This window comes from Polaribacter sp. NJDZ03, from assembly GCF_019263805.1.
Taxonomy (GTDB): domain Bacteria; phylum Bacteroidota; class Bacteroidia; order Flavobacteriales; family Flavobacteriaceae; genus Polaribacter.
On sequence record NZ_CP079195.1, the window covers coordinates 2,356,396 to 2,377,187 of the forward strand.

The following is a 20,792-nucleotide window of genomic DNA, read 5'->3' on the forward strand; positions in this document are numbered from 1 at the left end:
AACGACATCATATTAGTAACAATATGATAAAATATCACAAAAAAAAATAACTTATAAATACTATTCAGCTTCCAACAACAACACAATTTTATTAAAATCTGCAGCACTATTAATTACAGTTCTGTACGCTTCATACATAGCAACTTCAATACTGTTTTCTTTATAATATTCGTTAGCAATTACTGTTAAGGTATTTCCTTCTAATTGATAAGAAGATTTAAAAAAGAACAACTCTTTTCCGTCTTTCACATAGGAGTTGTTAATATTAATATCCTCTAAATTGGTTATTTTATAGCCCTCAGGAATGTGAAGTGTTAAGGTTCTATTATAACCTCTGTGAAACTGTCCTTCTAATGGTAAAACCCTTTCTTTTTCTTGGTACATTTCTATTTGCTGTCCAATTAAATCGCCTAACTTAAACAAATATTTTCTTCCTGCTTTTTCCACAAAACCTTCCGTAGTAAAATCTACTTTTATCTTTAAAGGCTTTATTCCGAACAATTCTGCATCGGCATTTATTAATTCTCTTTTTTCTACATCAAAATCATACGTCATGCTTTCTACAAAACTATCAACCAAGTCATTTCTAGCATCTTCACCCTGAATTAAATGCATAAAAGGCTGAATATTCATGGCGTAATATCCGCTGAAAGCTCTGTCTAAATGAACGGTATTTTCGGTTAAATTATCCTTATTAAAATCGATGGTTACCTTCATCACATCTAAAACCTCATCAACTTTTACAGGCTCTATATATGCAATTCTTCCGGTAACCGTTTTCTGATCTCCAACAACACCCTCCTTCAAAAATAGTCCGTAATTATCTGTTACATAAGGCAACGGAAAACCATATCTTGTTCCGGATGCATTTGGAGACAAATACTTTTTTGATGTAGGAAAATACAGTAAAAAGTCCGTTAAAAAATTTGTTGCTTCAAACTCTGGGTCGAATTTTATTTCATTTCTATCCGTTGTTATCACCAACTCATGTTCTATATTTAAGGTTCTTAAAACAGCAATATATAGTTTAATAACTCCGCTTTCATTGGCTACTTGCGTTTTTAAAATAAGGTCTAAATCTTGCAAGTCTTCATTAAAAGTATCCTGCGAAAACACGGTCGATTTTATATAAAAATCTAATTTTCTAATAATACTTTCTTGATCTGCATTTTTTGGCAACGCTAGTTCTTTTACAAAATCCTTTAACAACTCCTTTGTTTTTTCGGAATATTCCGGATAATAAGAAGCATATACATTCTCTGCAATATTGCTATAAGAGATAATATCTTCGTCCATATTATCTACATTTTTATCCATTTTATAAACAATAAAACCTCTCGAAGCATTATAAGGAGCTTGGTATTCGTTTTCTAATTTTTCTACCTTAGAAACATGTAATTTATAATGTATTTTATCTGTACTTAATGTATCTCTTTCTACATCTGGTAAATTATTATAGCTCTTAAATTTAAACAACAAATTACTTGGCGAGTACAAATCGAACGCTACTTGGTCTTTATAATACCCATCTTGAATGTAAATTTTATTTCCGGTATAACTTGGTGGTCTTTTTACCACATACATATACTCTATAAAACTACCTTTTGTAATGCCTTCTAAAGCAAAATATTTATAAGTATTACCAGTTTCTTCATCTTCAGCTGTAAGAATTTTAGATTTATCTAAGTTGATGATTTTTCCATCGGGAGTAATCACTCTTGCTTTATTCACTTGCATTTCTGCTTCGGATGAAAACGGCAAATATATTTTGTTATACTCCTCAATTGCATCATCAGAATTTAGCCATAAAACTTTGTGTTCTAAATAGAATTCTACTAAATCTTCCTCTTGAAAATAAAATTCTGTCACTGTTTTTTCTTTAACAGCAATCATGTCTTCAGAAATTTCTTTATCTACTTTATAACTCGGATTTACCTCCCAATCATAGCTTTCAAAAAAGGGTTTTTCTTGCGCTATCGCAATCTGAAAAGCAAATAATAAGGCAATTAATAGGTGAATTTTATTCTTCATCATTCGTTTATTTAAAATCATGTCTTATTTGTCTCCATCAATTTATTTCAGGGTCTTAAAATAAAAAATCGTTATAGGAGATTCTGAAATAAATTCAGAATGACACCTCATGATTATTGGTCAATTCGTTTTGTTCTTATTCTTTTTTTAAAACTACAATTTCTTTATAATTTCTTTCAATTTTCTGAATCTCTTTATTTACTTCTTTTTGTTGTTCTGTTGATAAAACTAAGAAGTTTAACTCAATTTCATGATTGTAAATTACTTCATTTTCTTTTACTTGATAGGTAATTTTAGAAATTAATAAATCATTAGAAACTGTTATTGATTCTGGCACATAATCTACTTTATAACCTTCAGGAATTTCTAATATAGTAGTATACTTATAGTATTTTTGATATTCGTATTCAATGGCGTTTTCTCTATTTTTATCTGTTTTATAAAAAGAAATCTCTTTATTAAAATTTAGGTTGATGTAAATTTCATCTCCTAAATTTTTGGCATAATTCTTAATTTCAAAATCGTAATCTACTATAAAATCATTGTCGTAATGATATTTATTGGTTTCTTTAAAATTATTAATCTGAAAGGTATTATTCCCTTTTCCAAACACATTTTTATAGAATTTTTTCAACTTCGTTTCTGAGTCTCCAGTTTCTAACGTATGAAAAATATCAATTTTTGGATACCCAGAAATAGTAGTTTTAGAGGATCCAATAACCTTGCCGTTTTCAATTTTAATATTAGTTACATCTATAATTGCATTTTCTTTAGCGGCGATAATTGGTACCTTTTTAATCTTAAAATCTTTTCCATAGCCCACCAATGCTTCTTTTCCTTGAATAAAAGAAGTTGGCATTCCGAATTTTATATACCGACCAGTGGCATCTAAATAATAGGTTTTATCATTGTTTCCATAAGAAAGAATCATGTGATTGTCTACAACTGGCGTTGGAATTTCATTGTAAGTATAAGGAATGCTTCTGGTACCAATCCATGTTAAATTTCCTTTTATGCCTGCAATTGCTAACATGCTGTATAAAATGCTCGAATTGTCTTTACAATCGCCATATTTTTTTCTAAAAACGTCATTAGATTCTCTCGGAATAAATCCGCCTAAAGCATACTCAAAAGCTATGTATTTTATATTTTGTTGTGTCCAATAATAAATAGCCTTTACCTTTTCTAAATCGTTTTTTTTATCTGCCGTAATTTTAGATACCAAAGCCACCAGTTCTGTACTTGGAGCTTCTGTATTTACATTCTCTACCATAGAATAATACCAATTATACAAATCTGCAACTTCACCTAATAATTTCTTGTTTTCATTCTTAATTTTATAAGAAGTAATAATAGGAACGATGTGTGGTAAAATGGTTTTATAACTTGGTGTATTAGACTCATATTCATATTTTGGTTGGTTATTTAACGTCCAAGTATAAATATTATTCTTTCCTTTTTTTTCTTTATGGAATGTAATTTCAGCATCAGAAATATTAAATTCTTTAAACTCTAAAGAGATATCTTCATCAGCAATAATGGTTACTTTATTTTGTTCCACAGGAAAATAATCACCAAAATAAAAGGGTGTTAAAAAACGAGGATTTTTAATTTCTTGGCTATATTTTAACCTAGATTTTGATCCTTTTTTTAAGTTAGAATATACAAAGTTTAACAATTTAGAATCATCGTGAAAAGACTGATTCAATTCATCTGACTCTGTAAATTTATCTACTTTATTTTCTACATATTCATTATTTTCATAAGAAAAAGAAGCTGCTTCAATTTTCTTTAATTCAAAAAATGCAGAGAAATTTAACGTGTTTTTAGAATTATAGGTTGCGGCATCGTTTAAATACAAATCTTCTTCTATAAACTCTTGATGTATTTGCAAACTATCATCTATAATATATATTGTAATAATAGTTTCTTGCAGCAAACGCACTCTTGCATCTTCTGGATGCAACTTATAATACTTTAAAAATTCAGCAGAATACTGAGCATTTAAGCTGGTTACAATTAATAAAAAAAATGTAACAAAAACGGATTTATAAATACTCAAACTTCTCTATTTTTTTATAAAACTAAAATACAAAAAAGAGAGAACAAAAACCCAATTTAAGGTTCTTGTTCTCTCTTTTTTATGTGTTTTTTAACGTTAAAAATTAAATCTTCAAAAAGGACTACCTACAAAATATTTCGGTTTATCTAATACCCAATTTTTATCGCTTACCCTAGATATCCTAATATCGTCAAATTTAATTTTCTTGTTTCCATTTATTATATCCGCCTAAAACATTGTAGACTTCATAACCATTCTCTTTAAGAATTTTAGAGGCTTTTAGACTTCTTTTCCCGCTTCTACAATATAAATATACTGGTTTAGATTTGTCTAATTTATTAGAAGCTTTTTTACTAAAATCAGCATCAAAATAATTTGCAAAAGTGGCTGTTTCTATAGCACCTTCTTTTGTTTCTGCTGGTGTTCTTACATCCATTAATTGAATTTTTTCTTTAGAAAGCAATTCTTTTAATTCTTGTGTAGAAACCGACTTAACATCTTCTTGTGAGTTACAATTGATAAAAAAGAAACTCATAAAGAAAATACATAAAATATTTTTCATAATTTTTATTTTAAAGTTGATGGACAAACTGCTGCTGTTCTCTTAATCGTTGTATTTCTAATAGCAGCATAACCACCTGCAACATCAATTACATTGTGAATTCCTCTTGCTTTTAAGATAGAAGCAGCAATTACAGAACGGTAACCTCCACCACAATGCAGGTAAAAATCTTCTCCTTTAGGGAACTTAGAAATATGATCATTTAAAGAATCTAAAGGCGTATTTACTACTTCTTCAATATGTTCATTATTATATTCACTTTGTTTTCTAACATCAAAAACAACTACATTTTCTTTAATTTTCTCCTCTAAATCATCTGCAGAAACAGAAATTAAGGTATCTATTTCTTTACCTGCTTTTTCCCAAGTACCAAAACTACCTTCTAAATACCCTAAAACATTATCGAAACCAACTCTAGATAAACGTATAATTGTAGCCTCTTCTTCTCCGGCTGGAGTTACCAATAAAATAGGTTGCTTAATATCTTTTACCAATGCGCCAACCCAAGGTGCAAAAGTACCACCTAAACCAATAAAAATAGATTGTGGTATAAAACCTTTTATAAATTCTGATTGATGACGAACATCTAAAATAACTGCACCGGTTTCATTTGCATGAATTTCAAAGGCTTCTACAGACAATGGTTTTGCACTATTTTCTAGCACCTCATCTATGTCTTTATAGCCTTCTTTATTCAACTTTACATTTAAAGGAAAATAGGCTGGCGGAGGCAATAACCCATCGGTTACTTCTTTAATAAACTCCGCTTTGGTCATGTTTGCTCTTAACGCATAATTGGTTTCTTTTTGATTACCAATGGTACCTACCGTTTCTTTACTTAAATTTTTACCACAAGCAGAACCTGCTCCGTGTGCTGGATATACAATAACCTCATCGGCTAAAGTCATTACTTTAGTACGTAAACTATCAAACAAAAAACCAGCTAAATCTTTTTCTGTAACATCACTTTTTTGAGCTAAATCTGGGCGACCAACATCTCCTAAAAACAAGGTATCTCCACTAAAAAGTGCGTGGTCTTTTCCGTTTTCATCCTTTAATAAATAACAAGAGCTTTCCATTGTATGACCAGGAGTATGTAACACCGTAATAGTAATATCACCTACTTTAAAAACCTGATTATCTTCTGCTATAATTGCATCAAAATTTGTTGTTGCTGTTGGTCCAAATACAATTTCTGCACCTGTTTTTTCTGCCAACGTAACGTGTCCGCTCACAAAATCTGCATGAAAATGCGTTTCGAAAATATATTTGATTTTTGCATTATTTTTAGCTGCGCTATCTATATAGTCTTGCACTTCTCTTAATGGATCTATAATAGCAACTTCGCCATTACTTTCTATATAATAAGCTCCTTGCGCTAAACACCCTGTATAAATTTGTTCTATAATCATGTATGTTATTTTTTGATTTATCCTGCAAGGTCTTTTTTAGAACCTTGTAGGTCTTGTCCATTATACCTACAAGGTTTTAAAAACCTTACAGGATATAAACTAATTCCTTTTAATGATATGCTTGATGAATATATTTCGCATATTTTTCTTGATGCTTTCTATCTCCTGTCTTATAAAACCTAACAGCATCGTTTGGTCTCATAAAAAAGTGATTGATGTCTATAATTTCTAAAATTCCGCTTCTAAAAAAATCGTCTCTAACGGGGCCTTTTACACCTGCTAATAAAAAAGTAATATTTTTCTTTTTATAGAACTTAATCCGTTCTTTTAACATTTCTACTCCCGTACTATCTACTCTATTAATGCTTTCTGCATCTAAAACGATCAACTTTAAAGCGGCTCCTTTTCTATCTGCCATTTCATCTAACTTATCTCTAAAGTAGCTAGAATTTGCATAAAATATTTGTGCATCGAACCTAAAAATTAAAACATCGTCTTCTATAACTACCTCTTCAAAACGACTTTTATTTCTATAAAAATTAGAGCCTGGTACCTTTCCTAATTCTGCAACATAAGGTCTAGATGTTCTATAAATTAATACAATTAAAGACAAGCCTACGCCAACCATAATACCAAATTCAATTCCTAAAAATAATGTTCCTATAAATGTAGCTAACATTAACCAGAAATCTAAATGATTTGCTTTCCACAAAAAAATGGCTTCTTTAATATTTACCAAATTAAAAACGGCCACAATAATAATTGCCGCCAATACTGTTTTGGGTAAGTGGTAAAATAATGGTGTTAAAAATAATAGTGTAATAACCACCATAACCACAGAAATTAATGCAGCCATACCTGTTCTTGCTCCACTTTCTTGGTTAATTGCAGAACGAGAAAAACTAGACGTTGTTGGGTATGCTTTAAATAATGACCCCACCATATTACTGATTCCTAAAGCTATTAATTCTTGATTGGGTCTTATTCTATATTCATCTTGTTTTGCTTCTAAAGATTTCCCTATAGAAATGGTTTCTAAATACCCAACCATTACCAACGTAAATGCAATTGGTAATAACTCTCTTATTAGATCGATATCATATTCTGGAATTCCGAAAATTGGCAACCCAGAAGGAATGTCTTTTACAATGGAAACATCACTTATAGAGCTTCCAAAAAACTTTAAAATTAGAATACCTAAAATAACTACAATTAGTGCACTTGGTATTTTTTTATTGATTTTTCTGAGGATGATAATGATTACCACAGAAATTAATCCGATAATAGTTGTTGGGTGATTAAAGTCGATAATCCTACCAAAAACATCTACTACAACATACTGTAATTGATCACTTTGTACAAAATCTACTCCAAATAAATTCCGAAATTGATTGAACCCAATAATTAACGCTACCGCGGATGTAAAGCCGGTTATTACGGGTTTTGATAGAAAGTTTACAATAAACCCCAAACTAAAAACTCCCATTATAAATTGAATAGCCCCAACCATTAATGCCAATAAAATAGCAATGGAAATATAACTATCGGAACCTGCCAAAGCTAATGTGGAAACCCCTGTTGCTACAATTAAAGAATCCATGGCTACAGGACCAATTGCCACTTGTCTTGATGATCCAAAAATGGCGTACATAACTTGTGGCATTAACGCACAATACAAACCATAAATTGGTGGTAAACCTGCAATTAAAGCATAGGCAATTCCTTGCGGAATTAAAATAATACCAACAGTGATACCAGCTAGCAAATCTCCTTTAAAAAAGGCTTTATTGTAGTTTGGTAACCATTCTAAAATTGGTATTATTTTTTTTATATTCATTTTTTTAGCCTTTTGCTTTTGGCTCTTTGCATTTAGCCAATAGCTAAATGCTAAAAGCTAATAGCCATTCTAAAACAATTCTCCTTGACTTTTTCCTTTTACTCTTCCTAAATGTGTGTATGCTAATTCGGTTACTTCTCTTCCTCTTGGAGTTCTCATAATAAAACCTTGCTGAATTAAAAAAGGCTCGTACACTTCTTCAATGGTTTCTGTGTTTTCAGAAACGGCTGTTGCAATGGTACTTAAACCAACAGGGCCTCCTTTAAATTTATCGATAATAGTCATTAGAATTTTATTATCCATTTCATCTAAACCATGCGCATCTACATTTAATGCCTTTAAAGCATATTTTGCAATTTCTATGGTAATACTTCCGTCTCCTTTTATTTGTGCAAAATCTCTAACTCTTCTTAGTAAAGCATTTGCAATTCTTGGTGTTCCTCTACTTCTACCGGCAATTTCTATAGCAGATTCCATAGAAATAGGAACCCCCAAAATATGTGAACTTCTTTGAATAATTGTGGTTAACAATTCTGTTTTGTAATAATGTAAACGACTACTTATTCCAAAACGAGCTCTCATTGGTGCGGTTAACAAACCAGAACGGGTTGTGGCACCAATTAAAGTAAAAGGTTCTAAATTAATTTGAACGGTTCTGGCATTTGGGCCAGATTCTATCATAATATCGATCTTATAATCTTCCATTGCAGAGTATAAATATTCTTCTACAATAGGACTTAATCTATGAATTTCATCAATAAACAGCACATCACGTTCATCTAGGTTTGTTAACAAACCTGCCAAATCTCCGGGTTTGTCTAAAACAGGACCAGAAGTAACTTTTATACCTACTTCTAGTTCGTTTGCTAAAATATGTGCCAAAGTTGTTTTTCCTAAACCTGGAGGTCCGTGAAACAATGTATGATCTAAAGCTTCTCCTCTTTGATTTGCTGCTTCAACAAATATTTTTAAGTTGTCTATTGCTTGATCTTGCCCTGTAAAATCATCAAAAGAAAGCGGACGTAATTTTTTTTCTACATCTAAATCTTCATTTGATAAATGGTCGTTTTCAGGATTTAAGTTTTCATTCATAACCACAAAGATAATTGATTTTAAAGTACAGTTTTGTAAGATTTGTTACATAACAAAAAAACCTTTCTTATTAGGAAAGGTTTTTTAGAATACAGTATGTACTTTTTTATTTTTTTAAAATCTTACTTGTAAATGTACCTTTGTTTGTTTTTACTTTAACAATATAAATAGAGGTTGATAAGTTACCAACTTCTAAGTCAATTTTTTCATCTACAACATTTGGGTTCCATGCTTTAATTTGCTGACCTAACACATTAAATATTGCTACATTTTCTATAAAAAGATTGGTATTGTTACGTATTGATATTGCATTCGAATTGTTATCCATATAAACTCTTAAACTAAAATCTAACACCTCATTAGAAACAGATAACACTTTTGCTTCATTAAAGGTAATAAAAAAACGATCGTCATAAGTTCCTTTTGATAATGTTAATTCAACCACCTCATCCGTTTTTAATTCTCTGGTAGTATTCTCTACAGCATCAAATAAATAAATTTTTCTATCAATATTTTCTAATTCATCTATTCTTAAAAAAAGTGGTTCATCAGAATCAACAAGAATTGTAAGTGGCACTTTTAAAGCATCACTAATATCCTCAACACCTGCAATAACCAATTTCTTATGGTTCATTTCTTCAAAATTCCAAAATATATCTGATGCCTGAACATCTATCATTACACTTTCATATCCATAATCAAAAGCATAAGAATGGTTTTCATTAAATGAAACACCTATTTGTCTATGAATTTTTAAATAGTCTTTATTGGTAAAATCCATTCCTAATTTTAAAATTGGTAGCGTACTATTAGCAATTTTCTTCTGTTGTCCTTTAAAAAAATGAGGCGCTGTTGCTTGATAACTTCTCTGCTTATTATTAAAATTCACCGTTCCTCCATCTGCATCTGAGTAGATAAAAAATCCTTGCCCTACAGCAATGTATCTTGTTGGTGTAGTATAAGAGTAAGAATCTGTTAATCCATTTATTCCTACAACGCTAGTTGCAGCGACTCCCATTCCATAAGTTAATTGTGCATAACCACCTTCATATCCACCTTTTACATGCCCACTATCTGTTGCTTCACCAGAGTGTTCCCAAAAATAAAGTGTACCATCAATTGTATTTTCATTATTTAGAATAAATGCATGACCATCTAAAGTACCTGCATACGGATTTCCAATAAGGCTATTTGTATTTCCTGAGATATTAAATGAGATATCTCCATCTAATGGACTTCCAGAAAATGTAAAATATTGTGGATTAACACCTGTACTTTTCATTATATACCCAAAACCTTTATTTATTGCACCTGTTTCTTTTACTTGTACCCAATTATTATTAGACGTTCCACTATACGTCCAAATCCAATGACTCGCTATTTGTATAGGATTAGTAGCAGCACCATCGTAACCACTAATAAAATTAATATCTGATAGCGTTGAACTCGCTAAAAGTTCACCTCTAGCATCTTTCATTATTTTTGAAACCCTATAATTATTACCTCCTTCAAACTCTACCACTGGTGATGACCAGTAATTGTACCTGTATACATTAGGCGTCTCACTTTTTTGGTCTATTAGTAGTTTTCCATTACCTGTAACATTACGATCACCATCGTGTACTTGTATAAATTGACCAGATCCTAAAATTCTAATCTGTGCATTTACATTAATATGTATATTATTTAAAACAACCAATGCATTGTTACTAATACTTAACACGCTACTACCTTGAACATTTAATTTCCTTGCTAATAAATTACCACTAGAATGCTCGTAAGAATCTTGAATAATTACACTTCTAGATTTATCTGGAAAACCATTACTCCACCCAGAAGCTGTTTTTACTGTTGGGTTTATTCTGTGTAACCCTAAACCATCATTTGCATTTGAGTGGGGATTTTTCACTTCTGATATTAGCGGTGCATTGGCATGTCTTACAATTGCAGCAATTGGATTTGTATCTCCTAAAACAGAAATTGTATCATCTATAAAATTTATCCATTCTGAAGATGTAAAAGCTGTGTTTGCCTTTGTTATTTCATCTATACGCACTAATGATGTTACATCACTAACATTACTAACTACATCATACCTATTTGCCCATGTAGATGCATCTACTGTTGTAGAAAGAATTATAATATCATTGCCATTTGCTAAATCTGTTATATTAGCATCTGTTATTTCTGTTGGTGAATTTATTAAGGTAACACCAGGCAACGTATCTACAGATTTTATAACAACAGAACTTCCTGCTGTTAATGTTGGAATTACAATACTTGACGTAGGTAAAACATCACTTGGAGATGCGGTATCTTTAAACATCGCTAATCTTATATTGGTAACAGTACTTGTACCAATATTTGTTAATTCTATTGCAGTACCTGCTGATGTTTGATAAACTTGACTAATAATTACTGGTAATAAACTACATTTTTCATCTTGTACGGAATCATTTTGACTATCTCCTACCGTTTGACCTGTTGAAGTTGCTAAAAGCGGAATTCCGTCTTCATCAACATTTCCTGTTAATCTATTATTTACATCAACATCTGCTAAAGTAAAATTAGCACTACCTTCTAGAGCATCTGGACAACCATCTCCATCACTATCTGTATCTAAGCTATTTATAACACCATCTCCATCATCATCTCCTGTTCCTTCTACTGAATCTAAAATTCCATCATTATCATCATCTAAATCTACAAGATCAATTACGCCATCTAAATCAGTATCAGTAGTATCACAATTTTGAACACTACTATTTTGACTATCTCCAATTGCTTGTCCTAATCCAGAACCTGCTTCTACTAAAGTTGGCACTCCATCAGAGTTTACAGCTCCTATAATTACAAAATTAGGACCTAATTGAGTTATATTAACAGTACCTGCTCCTTCTAAAGCATCCGGACAACCATCTCCATCACTATCTAAATCTAAGTAATTAGGGATTCCGTCTCCATCAAGATCGCCTGTTCCTTCAACGGAATCTAAAATACCGTCATTATCATCATCTAAATCATCAGCATCATTAACACCATCACAATCATTATCATCACCATTTTCAGAAATTGATAAGGTATTATTTGTTGAATTACTATCTGGTTGAAAAAGTGGAATTGCTGTTGCCGTAAAACTTATTGGGTAAGAAAAAGCATCTACTGAAGTTTCCACACTTAAAGTTACACTTGCTCCTGCTTCTAGTTCACTAATTATCCATTTATTACTGGAACTATTAAAACTTGCAGAAAAAATAGAGGTACCGCTAGTCGTAAAATTAGAAGAACTACTAGTTACAGTTACTCCAGAAAAATCTAAATCAACATCAAAGTCTTTTGTTAACTCTTTAGAGTTATTAGTAATAGTTGTTGTAAAAGTTGCTGTAGTAGGTGCACAAAAATTATCCGCTATAATGTTTGAATTAGAAACTTCTAAATCGGTTGCAGGTAAGTTTATTTCTAAAGCATCTGTATTAAATGCTGTAAAAGCAATATCTGTATCACCAGACGTATTGTGTACAAAATTATTTACTTGCGTAAAATTACTAGTAGTAATACCAAAATCACTTAATTTAATAGATAGCACTCTTAAATCTCTATGAGAGTTTTTTGCAAAAGTACCTGAAACTGTACCTGTAGTGGTATTAATTTGATATATGGTCCAAAATGTTCCTCCAACAATAGGTACATTATTAAATCTGACACTTAATTCTGAACCTACTGTATTACCATTGGTATCAATAAACTTAAACTTATCTGTGCTACCTGGAGCCCCTGTTTGAGTAACAATAATATCTGGAGCTTCATCAGTAATAGTAGAAGATTGATTTATTATTAGTGCATCATAAATAATTACTTGACTTTGAATGTTAAAGAAATTAGTAGCTAATTCCAGTCCATTAATACCATCTCTAACAAAACTAGATGGTACAATAGGGTCAAAAGTTTTAATATAATCTGTTGCACTGTTATCTTGCGTAACACCCCCCCAATTACTTCCAATACCAACTAGGTCAGTCGATTTATAAACAATATCGGCAGGAATTGGAAAGGCTTTAAACTCTTCTGGTGTATAGGTTATATTCTTTGATGTTAGAAGCGCATCATTAACACCTGTAGAATAAGTAACTCCATTTACAGTAAATCCTATCAAATTATTAGAATCGTCATAATCTACTCGTGATGTTGTACTTGAAGTATAGAAACCTCCAAAATCACCATAAACAGTAGTTACAGGCTCTTGTGCACTCAAAAAAATTGAACTATGTAGCGTAAATATTAAAATTAAAAAACTATAAAATCTTGTAGTTGTAGGGGTAGTATTTTTCACTTTTATTATATTAATTACTTATTTTATAAATTAAATATGATAAATTTTACTTATTAAAAATCTTACAGAAAATATTTCCATATTGTTATGAAATATTCCCTTTAATAAGATAATTTATAAGTTTAGTGGGGGGGAACTAAAATTTTTAACACACTGATACATCGAATATAAAAAAACATAAAAACCCTTCCAAATTGGAAAGGTTTTTATTATAACTTTTATACTATTACTTTACTTCTAGTACATTATTATCTAAATTAATGTCTGCCATTAATCCACTTTTATCAATAGAAACAGATTTTACAGATTTAGAAACAGTAAAAGAATATGTTGGCATTGCCCAACCCCAATCTTTTAAAAGTGTAGAAGTTGTTGGCTTACTACCCCTCATCATTTCTAAAGGAATATTAAAACTTTCTGAAGTTCCATCAGTATAAGTTACTTCAACATCCATTGGCATTGGCATTTGACCAATTCTTTCTAAAGTAATTGTTTTGTTATCTACAGATTTTACACCATAATCTATGGTATGTGTAGTTTCTGTCCACTCATTTAAATACCATCCTAAATCTAATTCTGCAGTTTTTTCCATAGAACGTTTAATATCGTTTGGTGTTGGATGTTTAAAGCTAAAGTCGTTAAAGTATTTCTTTAATCCGTTTGCTACATTTTCTTTACCAACAACGTACTCTAATTGACTTAAGAAAATATTTCCTTTAGAATAACTTGCTGTACTATATGCCCAATTTGTATGATATCTATCTGCATGTGTAGACAAAGATTCTTCATACCCTTTTGAAACAATAGATCTATACCCTTTATAAGAACCCGCATGTGGATTTTCTTTCCCTTCTTTTAAAATTACATTTTCTGCTTTGTTAGAAATATAAGAAGTAAAACCTTCATCCATCCAAGGATGTAAACTTTCATTTGATGCTAACAAAAACTGAAACCAAGTATGTGCCATTTCATGTGCAGTAACTCCAAAAAGACTTCCAAATTTACGTTGTCCTGTAATTAAAGTAGACATTGCATACTCCATACCACCATCTCCACCTTGTATAACAGAGTATTGTTTATATGGATATTGACCAACATTTTCACTATAATAGGTCATTAATTCTGCCGTTTTTAGCTGTAAATCTTTCCAGTTTTTTAAGTATTCTGCGGCTAAAGTTTCTTTATATAAAAAATGTAAATCGATTCCGTTTTCCATTTTTAAAACATCGTGAATGTATTCTGGATCTGCTGCCCACATAAAATCGTGCACATTTGGTGCTTTAAAGTGCCATACCAATTTATCGCCTTTAGGCAAGTTTAATTCTTTTGAATCGTCTTGGTAACCATGACCAATTTCTTGTGGGTTTTGTAAATATCCTGTACCACCAACTGTATAATCTTTATCTATATGAATGGTTACATCAAAATCTCCCCAAACACCTTGAAATTCTCTTGCAATATATGGAGGCGTGTGCCAACCTTGAAAATCGTATTCTGCTAATTTAGGATACCATTGCGACATAGACAACGCAACTCCCTCTGCACTATTTCTTCCAGAACGACGAATTTGAACAGGAACCTGAGCATCAAAATTCATTTCTAAAGTAACTGATTCTCCTGATTTTATAGATTCATTTAATTGCACCTCTAAAATAGTACCAACCGTTTCATGAGAAACTGCAACACCGTCTTGTTTTAAAGAGTTTACTTTAATATACCCAATTTCATTTGGTTGTAATTTGCTAATTCTGTCGCCTACTCTTCTGTCTGGATCTTTAATATTTAAAGATCTCATATCCATTTGAGAACCTGGTTGAAACGCATTAAAATACAAGTGATAAAACACTTTATCTAGATCATCTGGAGAATTGTTTGTATAAACTAACGTCTGTTTTCCTTTGTATTGGTAGTTTTTTGCGTCTACATCTACATCCATTGTATAGTCTACATGTTGCTGCCAATAAGTTTCTGTAGCTACATGAGTTGTATCTTTTATAACCTTACAAGAGGTTAACATGATTAGCGACAATCCTAAAAAATAAATTTTTCTCATATTTGTATTAATTAATGTTCAAAAAAAAAGCAGCATTTTAAAAATGCTGCTTTTTAAGTTTAATAAATTATTTTTTTCCGTTTACCATTCTGTCTGCCATTTGTAAAGCATTGTAAGCATTTACAACTCTACCAGAAACAGATAAATCTGAAAAAGGAACTAATTCTCCTTCTGGATTTTCTCTAGATTGAGACCCTGGTTTAATTACCTCTAAATTAATTTTAGTACCAGAATTCATTAAAATATGTTTTACTTGGCTTGCTGTTAACTTAGGATAATAAGAACGTACCAAAGCAGCTACTCCTACTGTAGAAGGTGCAGCCATAGAGGTTCCGCTAAAGTGTTTGTACTCGTTTTCTGGTGTTGTAGAATAAATTTGAACTCCTGGCGCAAAAACATCTACATTCTTTTTTCCGTAGTTAGAAAAATTAGCTGGTAATGTTTCATTATAATTAGAACTCATAGCTCCAATTGTTAACACATTATCTGAAACTTCTGTTAATAAATCTTTAGAATCATTAGGGTATGTTCTTTCTACATCAATATCCTTACCGTCATTACCTGCTGCATTAATAATTAATACATCATGCGCTGCTGCATATTTAATAGCATCATACACCCATTCTTTATGAGGAGAATATCCTTTACCAAAACTAGTGTTAATTACTTTTGCGCCATTATCTACTGCATAACGTAAACCTAAAGCAACATCTTTATCATACTCATCTCCATCTGGTACAGAACGTACAGCCATAATTTTTACATTATCTGCCACACCATTCACTCCTTTTCCATTATTTCTAGATGCTGCAATAATACCAGAAACATGTGTACCATGTGCTTCACTTTTAATAGAAACTCCTGTATTTCCATTTCCATAACCCGGAGAGTCATTAAGATCTTCTGGGTTATCTCCTATTCTATAATCAGTATATTCATTGTTTAATAAAGCAATAGATTTATCTAACTCCTTTTTAATTTCTTCTTGTGCTTGCCCTAAAGAAGGTAAACCAAAACCAAACATTTGTTTTGCAATTGCAATGCTTTGTAATAAAGAAGGATCTTCGGTTGTAATTGCCGCAACTTCTATTGCACTATAGTCTTCTTTACCAAAGTGTCTTGCTAAATTTTCATCTGCTCCTTTAACGCCACTTAACATTTGCTCAAAACGAGTTTTTGTCTTTTCTGCATTACCTACTTTAATATCATGTGCTGCTTGTATCTCAGCAACAATCTCTGGACTTTCTAAAGAAGGATTGTGTAAAATTCTATCTGCCTCTAAGTTTTCTTTATAAGCATTACCTAGAAAGTTCCAACCATTAATGTCGTCTATATAACCATTTTTATCATCATCAATTCCGTTACCCGCAACTTCTTTTGCATTCACCCAAGCAACATCTTTTAAATCTTCATGACCCAAATCTGTTCCAGAATCTACAACACCTACTATAACCGTTACACTCTTTTTACCTTGTAAAAAATCATACGCTTTGTCTACAGACATTCCAGGAATAGAATCTTTTACTAAATCTAAATGTCCCCAAGTGTTTTTTTGTTCTTGTGTTAATGGCATTTTTTTAGCTGCTGCTACTATTGCTACATCAGAACCTTGAGGAACTTGAATGTTAGAAATTGATTTACAACCTGTAAAAACAAGTCCAGCAAAAGCTGTATATAAAATTGGTTTTAAAACTCTCATAATGTTAATTAAATATATCTATAAATTTGTGTGTGTTCTTTAATCTAACTCCTTTTTCTGTATGCTGAACGGTACAAAGTTCATTATAAGCATCGTGTTCTAAAAAAAGATAATACTCTTTGTCTGCAGCCAAGTTTAAGAATGCTGCTTTTTCTTTAATTGTTAATAAAGGTCTTGTATCATACCCCATAACATAAGGCAAAGGAATGTGCCCAATTGTAGGTAACAAATCTGCCATAAAAACAATTGTTTTACCTTGATAAGACAACATTGGTAGCATTTGTTTTTCTGTATGACCATCCATAAAAAGAATGTCGAAACCTATTTGATCTTTGTAATTACTATGAATAAAATTTAATTGTCCGCTTTCTTTAATAGGATTAATATTTTCCTTTAAAAAGGATGCTTTTTCTCTAGCATTAGGCTCTGTTGCCCATTTCCAATGTTTATCATTAGACCAGAATTTGGCATTTTTAAAAGCTGGCTGTAAAATAGTTCTTTGTGCATTCCACTCTATAGCACCTCCACAATGATCAAAATGTAAATGTGTTAAAAAAACATCTGTAATATCATCTCTATGAAAACCATGTTTTGCTAAAGATGTATCTACAGAAAAATCTCCAAAAAGGTAATAATAACTATAAAATTTATTTGATTGTTTTGCGCCTAAACCTGTATCTACCAAAATTAAACGATCTCCATCTTCAATAAGCATGCTTCTCATGCTCATGTCTATTAAATTATTAGCGTCTGCAGGGTTCGTTTTTTGCCAAATAGTTTTTGGCACAACACCAAACATTGCACCTCCGTCTAATTTAAAATTTCCAGTTTCTATAGGGTATATTTTCATTCTGTATAGATTAAAATCATAAAAAAATTGACTATAAAAATAATCAATTAGAATTCAATATATTCATAATACTCCTTAAAAGTATACAGAAAGCAAAGATGAAGAAAATAACACAATTTTTTGTTAAGAAAAGTCTAAAGATTAGTCTAAAATAATTGATTAGAACATAAATTATTTTTTCTTAATTTAAAAAGGAAAAGGAAAACAGTATGAATAAAATTAGATCTATTTAGAAGCCCTACTAGAATTCATTTCACTTAAAAACTTAGCTACTCTAATAATCACAAATACCAAAGCAACCAATCCTAAAATAACAAACAATAATTGATTGTCTAAGAATGATGAGGGAGTTTGCCCATTAATTGGTGTAGAAATTTGTAATATCATAATAAATAGTAAGGTTTAGTTATACCAAAAATCTATAAAATTAGAGCGTATACCTCTTACTCTTCGATAAAAACCTCTTTTATTACGTTGACCTGCACTTAATCTACTTTAAGTAAATTATTCTTTTACTGTTATTTGCTGATGAATTTCATTCCCAAAATTATCCGTAGCCGAAATAAGGTAATTTCCACTATTTAAGTGCACCCCAAACTCATGCAGTTCTTTTGTACTCCCTAAATATTTACTATCTACATACCAATATAAAATAGCTTCACTATTTGCATGTGCTACTTTTAAAACAAGTTCATTTTTCTTTCCATCGAAATTCTTTGGTAAAAAAATGGTGCTTTTTTCCGTAGGATAAATAAATTTCATCGCGTTTTTTGCCGCACCTAAACAATCATTTCTAAATTTTGGCAACGGTTTATAAAACGGATTTTTATCCTTGTAATAATATTCCATTAAAGGAGGCAACACAAACCAAGATTTTTGTTTAATATTTTCTAAACGCTCACAAGAAGTATTTACCTGATAATTTTCTGAAGCATCTACATTTACCAAAACATGGTATGGACAAGGTGCTGTTTTTAAACCTGCATTCTGTACAAATTCTAATGATTTATCTTCACAATTTTGAGTTGCTCTATACCCACTTTGTGTACAAATTTCTATTTCAGTCATTTCATCAAAAGGTTTTTCAAACCATTCTGAGTTTGGCAATTTATCAAAAACATCAAATAAAATAGGTGCTGCAGCTTGCACACCAACCAAACCAGGTCTTCCTTCTCCATCTGCATTTCCAACCCAAACACCAACCACATAATCTTTAGTAGTTCCTATTGCCCAAGCATCTCTAAAACCAAAACTCGTACCCGTTTTCCAAGCAATTTGTTTAGAAGCATCAAAAAACTCCCAATTCTGATCTGCATTTGGTCTATTTACATCCTTCAAGCTCTCAAAAGTTAAATAAATAGAAGCGGCGTCAAAAATTATTTTTTCTGATGATTTTTCTCCGAAGTCAACCTTTTTATCAGCATAAAAAGTAGGTTCACAAAATTCATTTTTAAAATACCTACTAGAGTTTTCTGAATAATGATTTACTGTAGATGCCATAGAAGCATAGCTTTTACATAAATCCCATAAATTGCTTTCTGCACCACCTAAAGCCAATGTTAAACCATAATAATTAGGATCTTTCTTTAAATCTCTCAGTTCTAATTTTTGTAAATAATCATGAAACTTCTCTAAGCCAAAACGTTGCAACATTCTTACTGTTGGTACGTTTAAAGATTTAGATAGTGCTAACTTTGCAGAAACTGCTCCTGCATATTTTTTATCAAAATTTTCTGGATGATAACTTCCAAAGTTTGTAGGTACATCTGCAACCAACATATTTGGTAACAAATCTCCACTATCTAACATAGCTGTATATAAAAATGGTTTTAAAATACTTCCGGTACTTCTAGGTTTGTCTATAACATCTACATATTTTTGATTTTCTCTAGTTGTTTCAGAGTTGCCAACATAGGTTAAAACCCTTCTGTTTTTTACATCTAAAACCAAAACAGAAATATTAAATATCTCGTTGTTTTTTAACTGATTATAATGATTATTTACAATTAAATTTACTTGATTTTGCAACCTTTTATTTATGGTTGTTTTTACAAATTCTCCTTTATTTTTTTTATTGATTTTTTGTAATAAATGTGGCGTAATTTGAGGTAATGCATACGGTTTTTGCGGTAATTCTTCTAATACCGATAATTCATACGTTAGAGAATCAATGATGTTCTTAGCAAGTAACTTGGTTAATAATCGATTTCTCTTCACTAATAATTTATGCTGATTTTTACCTGGATAAATTAAATTTGGTGCATTGGGTAAAACGGCTAAAGTTGCAGATTCTGCCCAAGATAACTCAGATGCTTGTCTATTAAAGTAACGCCAAGAAGCAGCATCTAAGCCCACTACATTTCCGCCGAAAGGCGCATTGGAACTCCAATAAGAAATAATTTTTTCTTTAGACGCTCTAAATTCTAAACGGGTTGCTAAAATTAATTCTTTTACTTTCTCAAAATAGGTTCTAGATTTATTATCTCTACTCAATCGAATAACTTGCTGGGTAATGGTACTTCCACCTCTTTTAACTCCTCCCGCTTGTAAATTTTGTTTTAAGGCTTTTAAAATAGAAATCGGATTAAAACCAGGATGCATATAAAAATGTTCATCTTCAAACTGAATTAAACAGGTTTTAAACTTCTCTGGAACGGAATCTTTATGCGGAAAACGCCATTGTCCATCTTCTGCTATTAATGCGCCCAACAACTCATTAGTATTACTTGTAATTACTGTTGATGTTGGCTTGGTAAATAACTGACTTGGCAAACAAAATGCATAAAAAATCAGTAGAACAACAACAAATATTGTTTTCTTTTTATGACGTTTTATGTAGTTTGTTATTTTCAATTTTGATGTAT

The 20,792-nt window shown here is 31.1% G+C and carries 12 protein-coding genes; all 12 read right to left on the bottom strand.

Annotation, left to right across the window (positions count from 1 at the left end; translation table 11 throughout):
• Positions 1-60: 60 nt before the first annotated feature.
• Positions 61-2,034: a DUF3857 domain-containing protein gene (locus KV700_RS09980; RefSeq protein ID WP_254712899.1), complete on the bottom strand. Its 1,974-nt coding sequence runs from the start codon at positions 2,032-2,034 to the stop codon at positions 61-63.
• A 133-nt stretch (positions 2,035-2,167) separates the two neighbouring features.
• Complete coding sequence (locus tag KV700_RS09985) at positions 2,168-4,093, bottom strand: DUF3857 domain-containing protein (RefSeq protein ID WP_254712900.1); 1,926 nt, start codon at positions 4,091-4,093, stop codon at positions 2,168-2,170.
• A 196-nt stretch (positions 4,094-4,289) separates the two neighbouring features.
• On the bottom strand, positions 4,290-4,655 hold the full coding sequence (locus KV700_RS09990) for a rhodanese-like domain-containing protein (protein ID WP_240914624.1): 366 nt from the start codon (positions 4,653-4,655) through the stop codon (positions 4,290-4,292).
• Between the two features lie 5 nt (positions 4,656-4,660).
• Positions 4,661-6,067, bottom strand: a complete 1,407-nt coding sequence (locus KV700_RS09995; protein WP_166386769.1) for a rhodanese-like domain-containing protein — start codon at positions 6,065-6,067, stop codon at positions 4,661-4,663.
• Between the two features lie 109 nt (positions 6,068-6,176).
• Positions 6,177-7,904 (bottom strand): SulP family inorganic anion transporter, encoded by a 1,728-nt coding sequence (locus KV700_RS10000; RefSeq protein ID WP_166386771.1) that lies wholly within the window; start codon positions 7,902-7,904, stop codon positions 6,177-6,179.
• A gap of 69 nt (positions 7,905-7,973) precedes the next feature.
• The gene (ruvB, locus tag KV700_RS10005; protein WP_166386773.1) at positions 7,974-8,996 is read right to left on the bottom strand and encodes a Holliday junction branch migration DNA helicase RuvB; all 1,023 of its coding nucleotides are present in this window, start codon (positions 8,994-8,996) and stop codon (positions 7,974-7,976) included.
• Between the two features lie 106 nt (positions 8,997-9,102).
• Positions 9,103-13,248, bottom strand: a complete 4,146-nt coding sequence (locus KV700_RS10010) for a T9SS type A sorting domain-containing protein (RefSeq protein WP_218597803.1) — start codon at positions 13,246-13,248, stop codon at positions 9,103-9,105.
• Between the two features lie 304 nt (positions 13,249-13,552).
• On the bottom strand, positions 13,553-15,379 hold the full coding sequence (locus KV700_RS10015; protein WP_218597804.1) for a M1 family metallopeptidase: 1,827 nt from the start codon (positions 15,377-15,379) through the stop codon (positions 13,553-13,555).
• Between the two features lie 67 nt (positions 15,380-15,446).
• Positions 15,447-17,078, bottom strand: a complete 1,632-nt coding sequence (locus KV700_RS10020) for a S8 family peptidase (protein WP_166386779.1) — start codon at positions 17,076-17,078, stop codon at positions 15,447-15,449.
• A 4-nt stretch (positions 17,079-17,082) separates the two neighbouring features.
• Entirely contained in the window at positions 17,083-17,928 is an 846-nt protein-coding gene (locus KV700_RS10025; protein ID WP_218597805.1) for an MBL fold metallo-hydrolase, read from the bottom strand.
• 225 nt (positions 17,929-18,153) lie between these two features.
• Positions 18,154-18,315, bottom strand: coding sequence for a hypothetical protein (locus KV700_RS10030; protein WP_166386782.1), 162 nt, complete (start codon positions 18,313-18,315; stop codon positions 18,154-18,156).
• Between the two features lie 117 nt (positions 18,316-18,432).
• On the bottom strand, positions 18,433-20,781 hold the full coding sequence (gene pbpC, locus KV700_RS10035) for a penicillin-binding protein 1C (RefSeq protein WP_218597806.1): 2,349 nt from the start codon (positions 20,779-20,781) through the stop codon (positions 18,433-18,435).
• Positions 20,782-20,792: the final 11 nt, after the last annotated feature.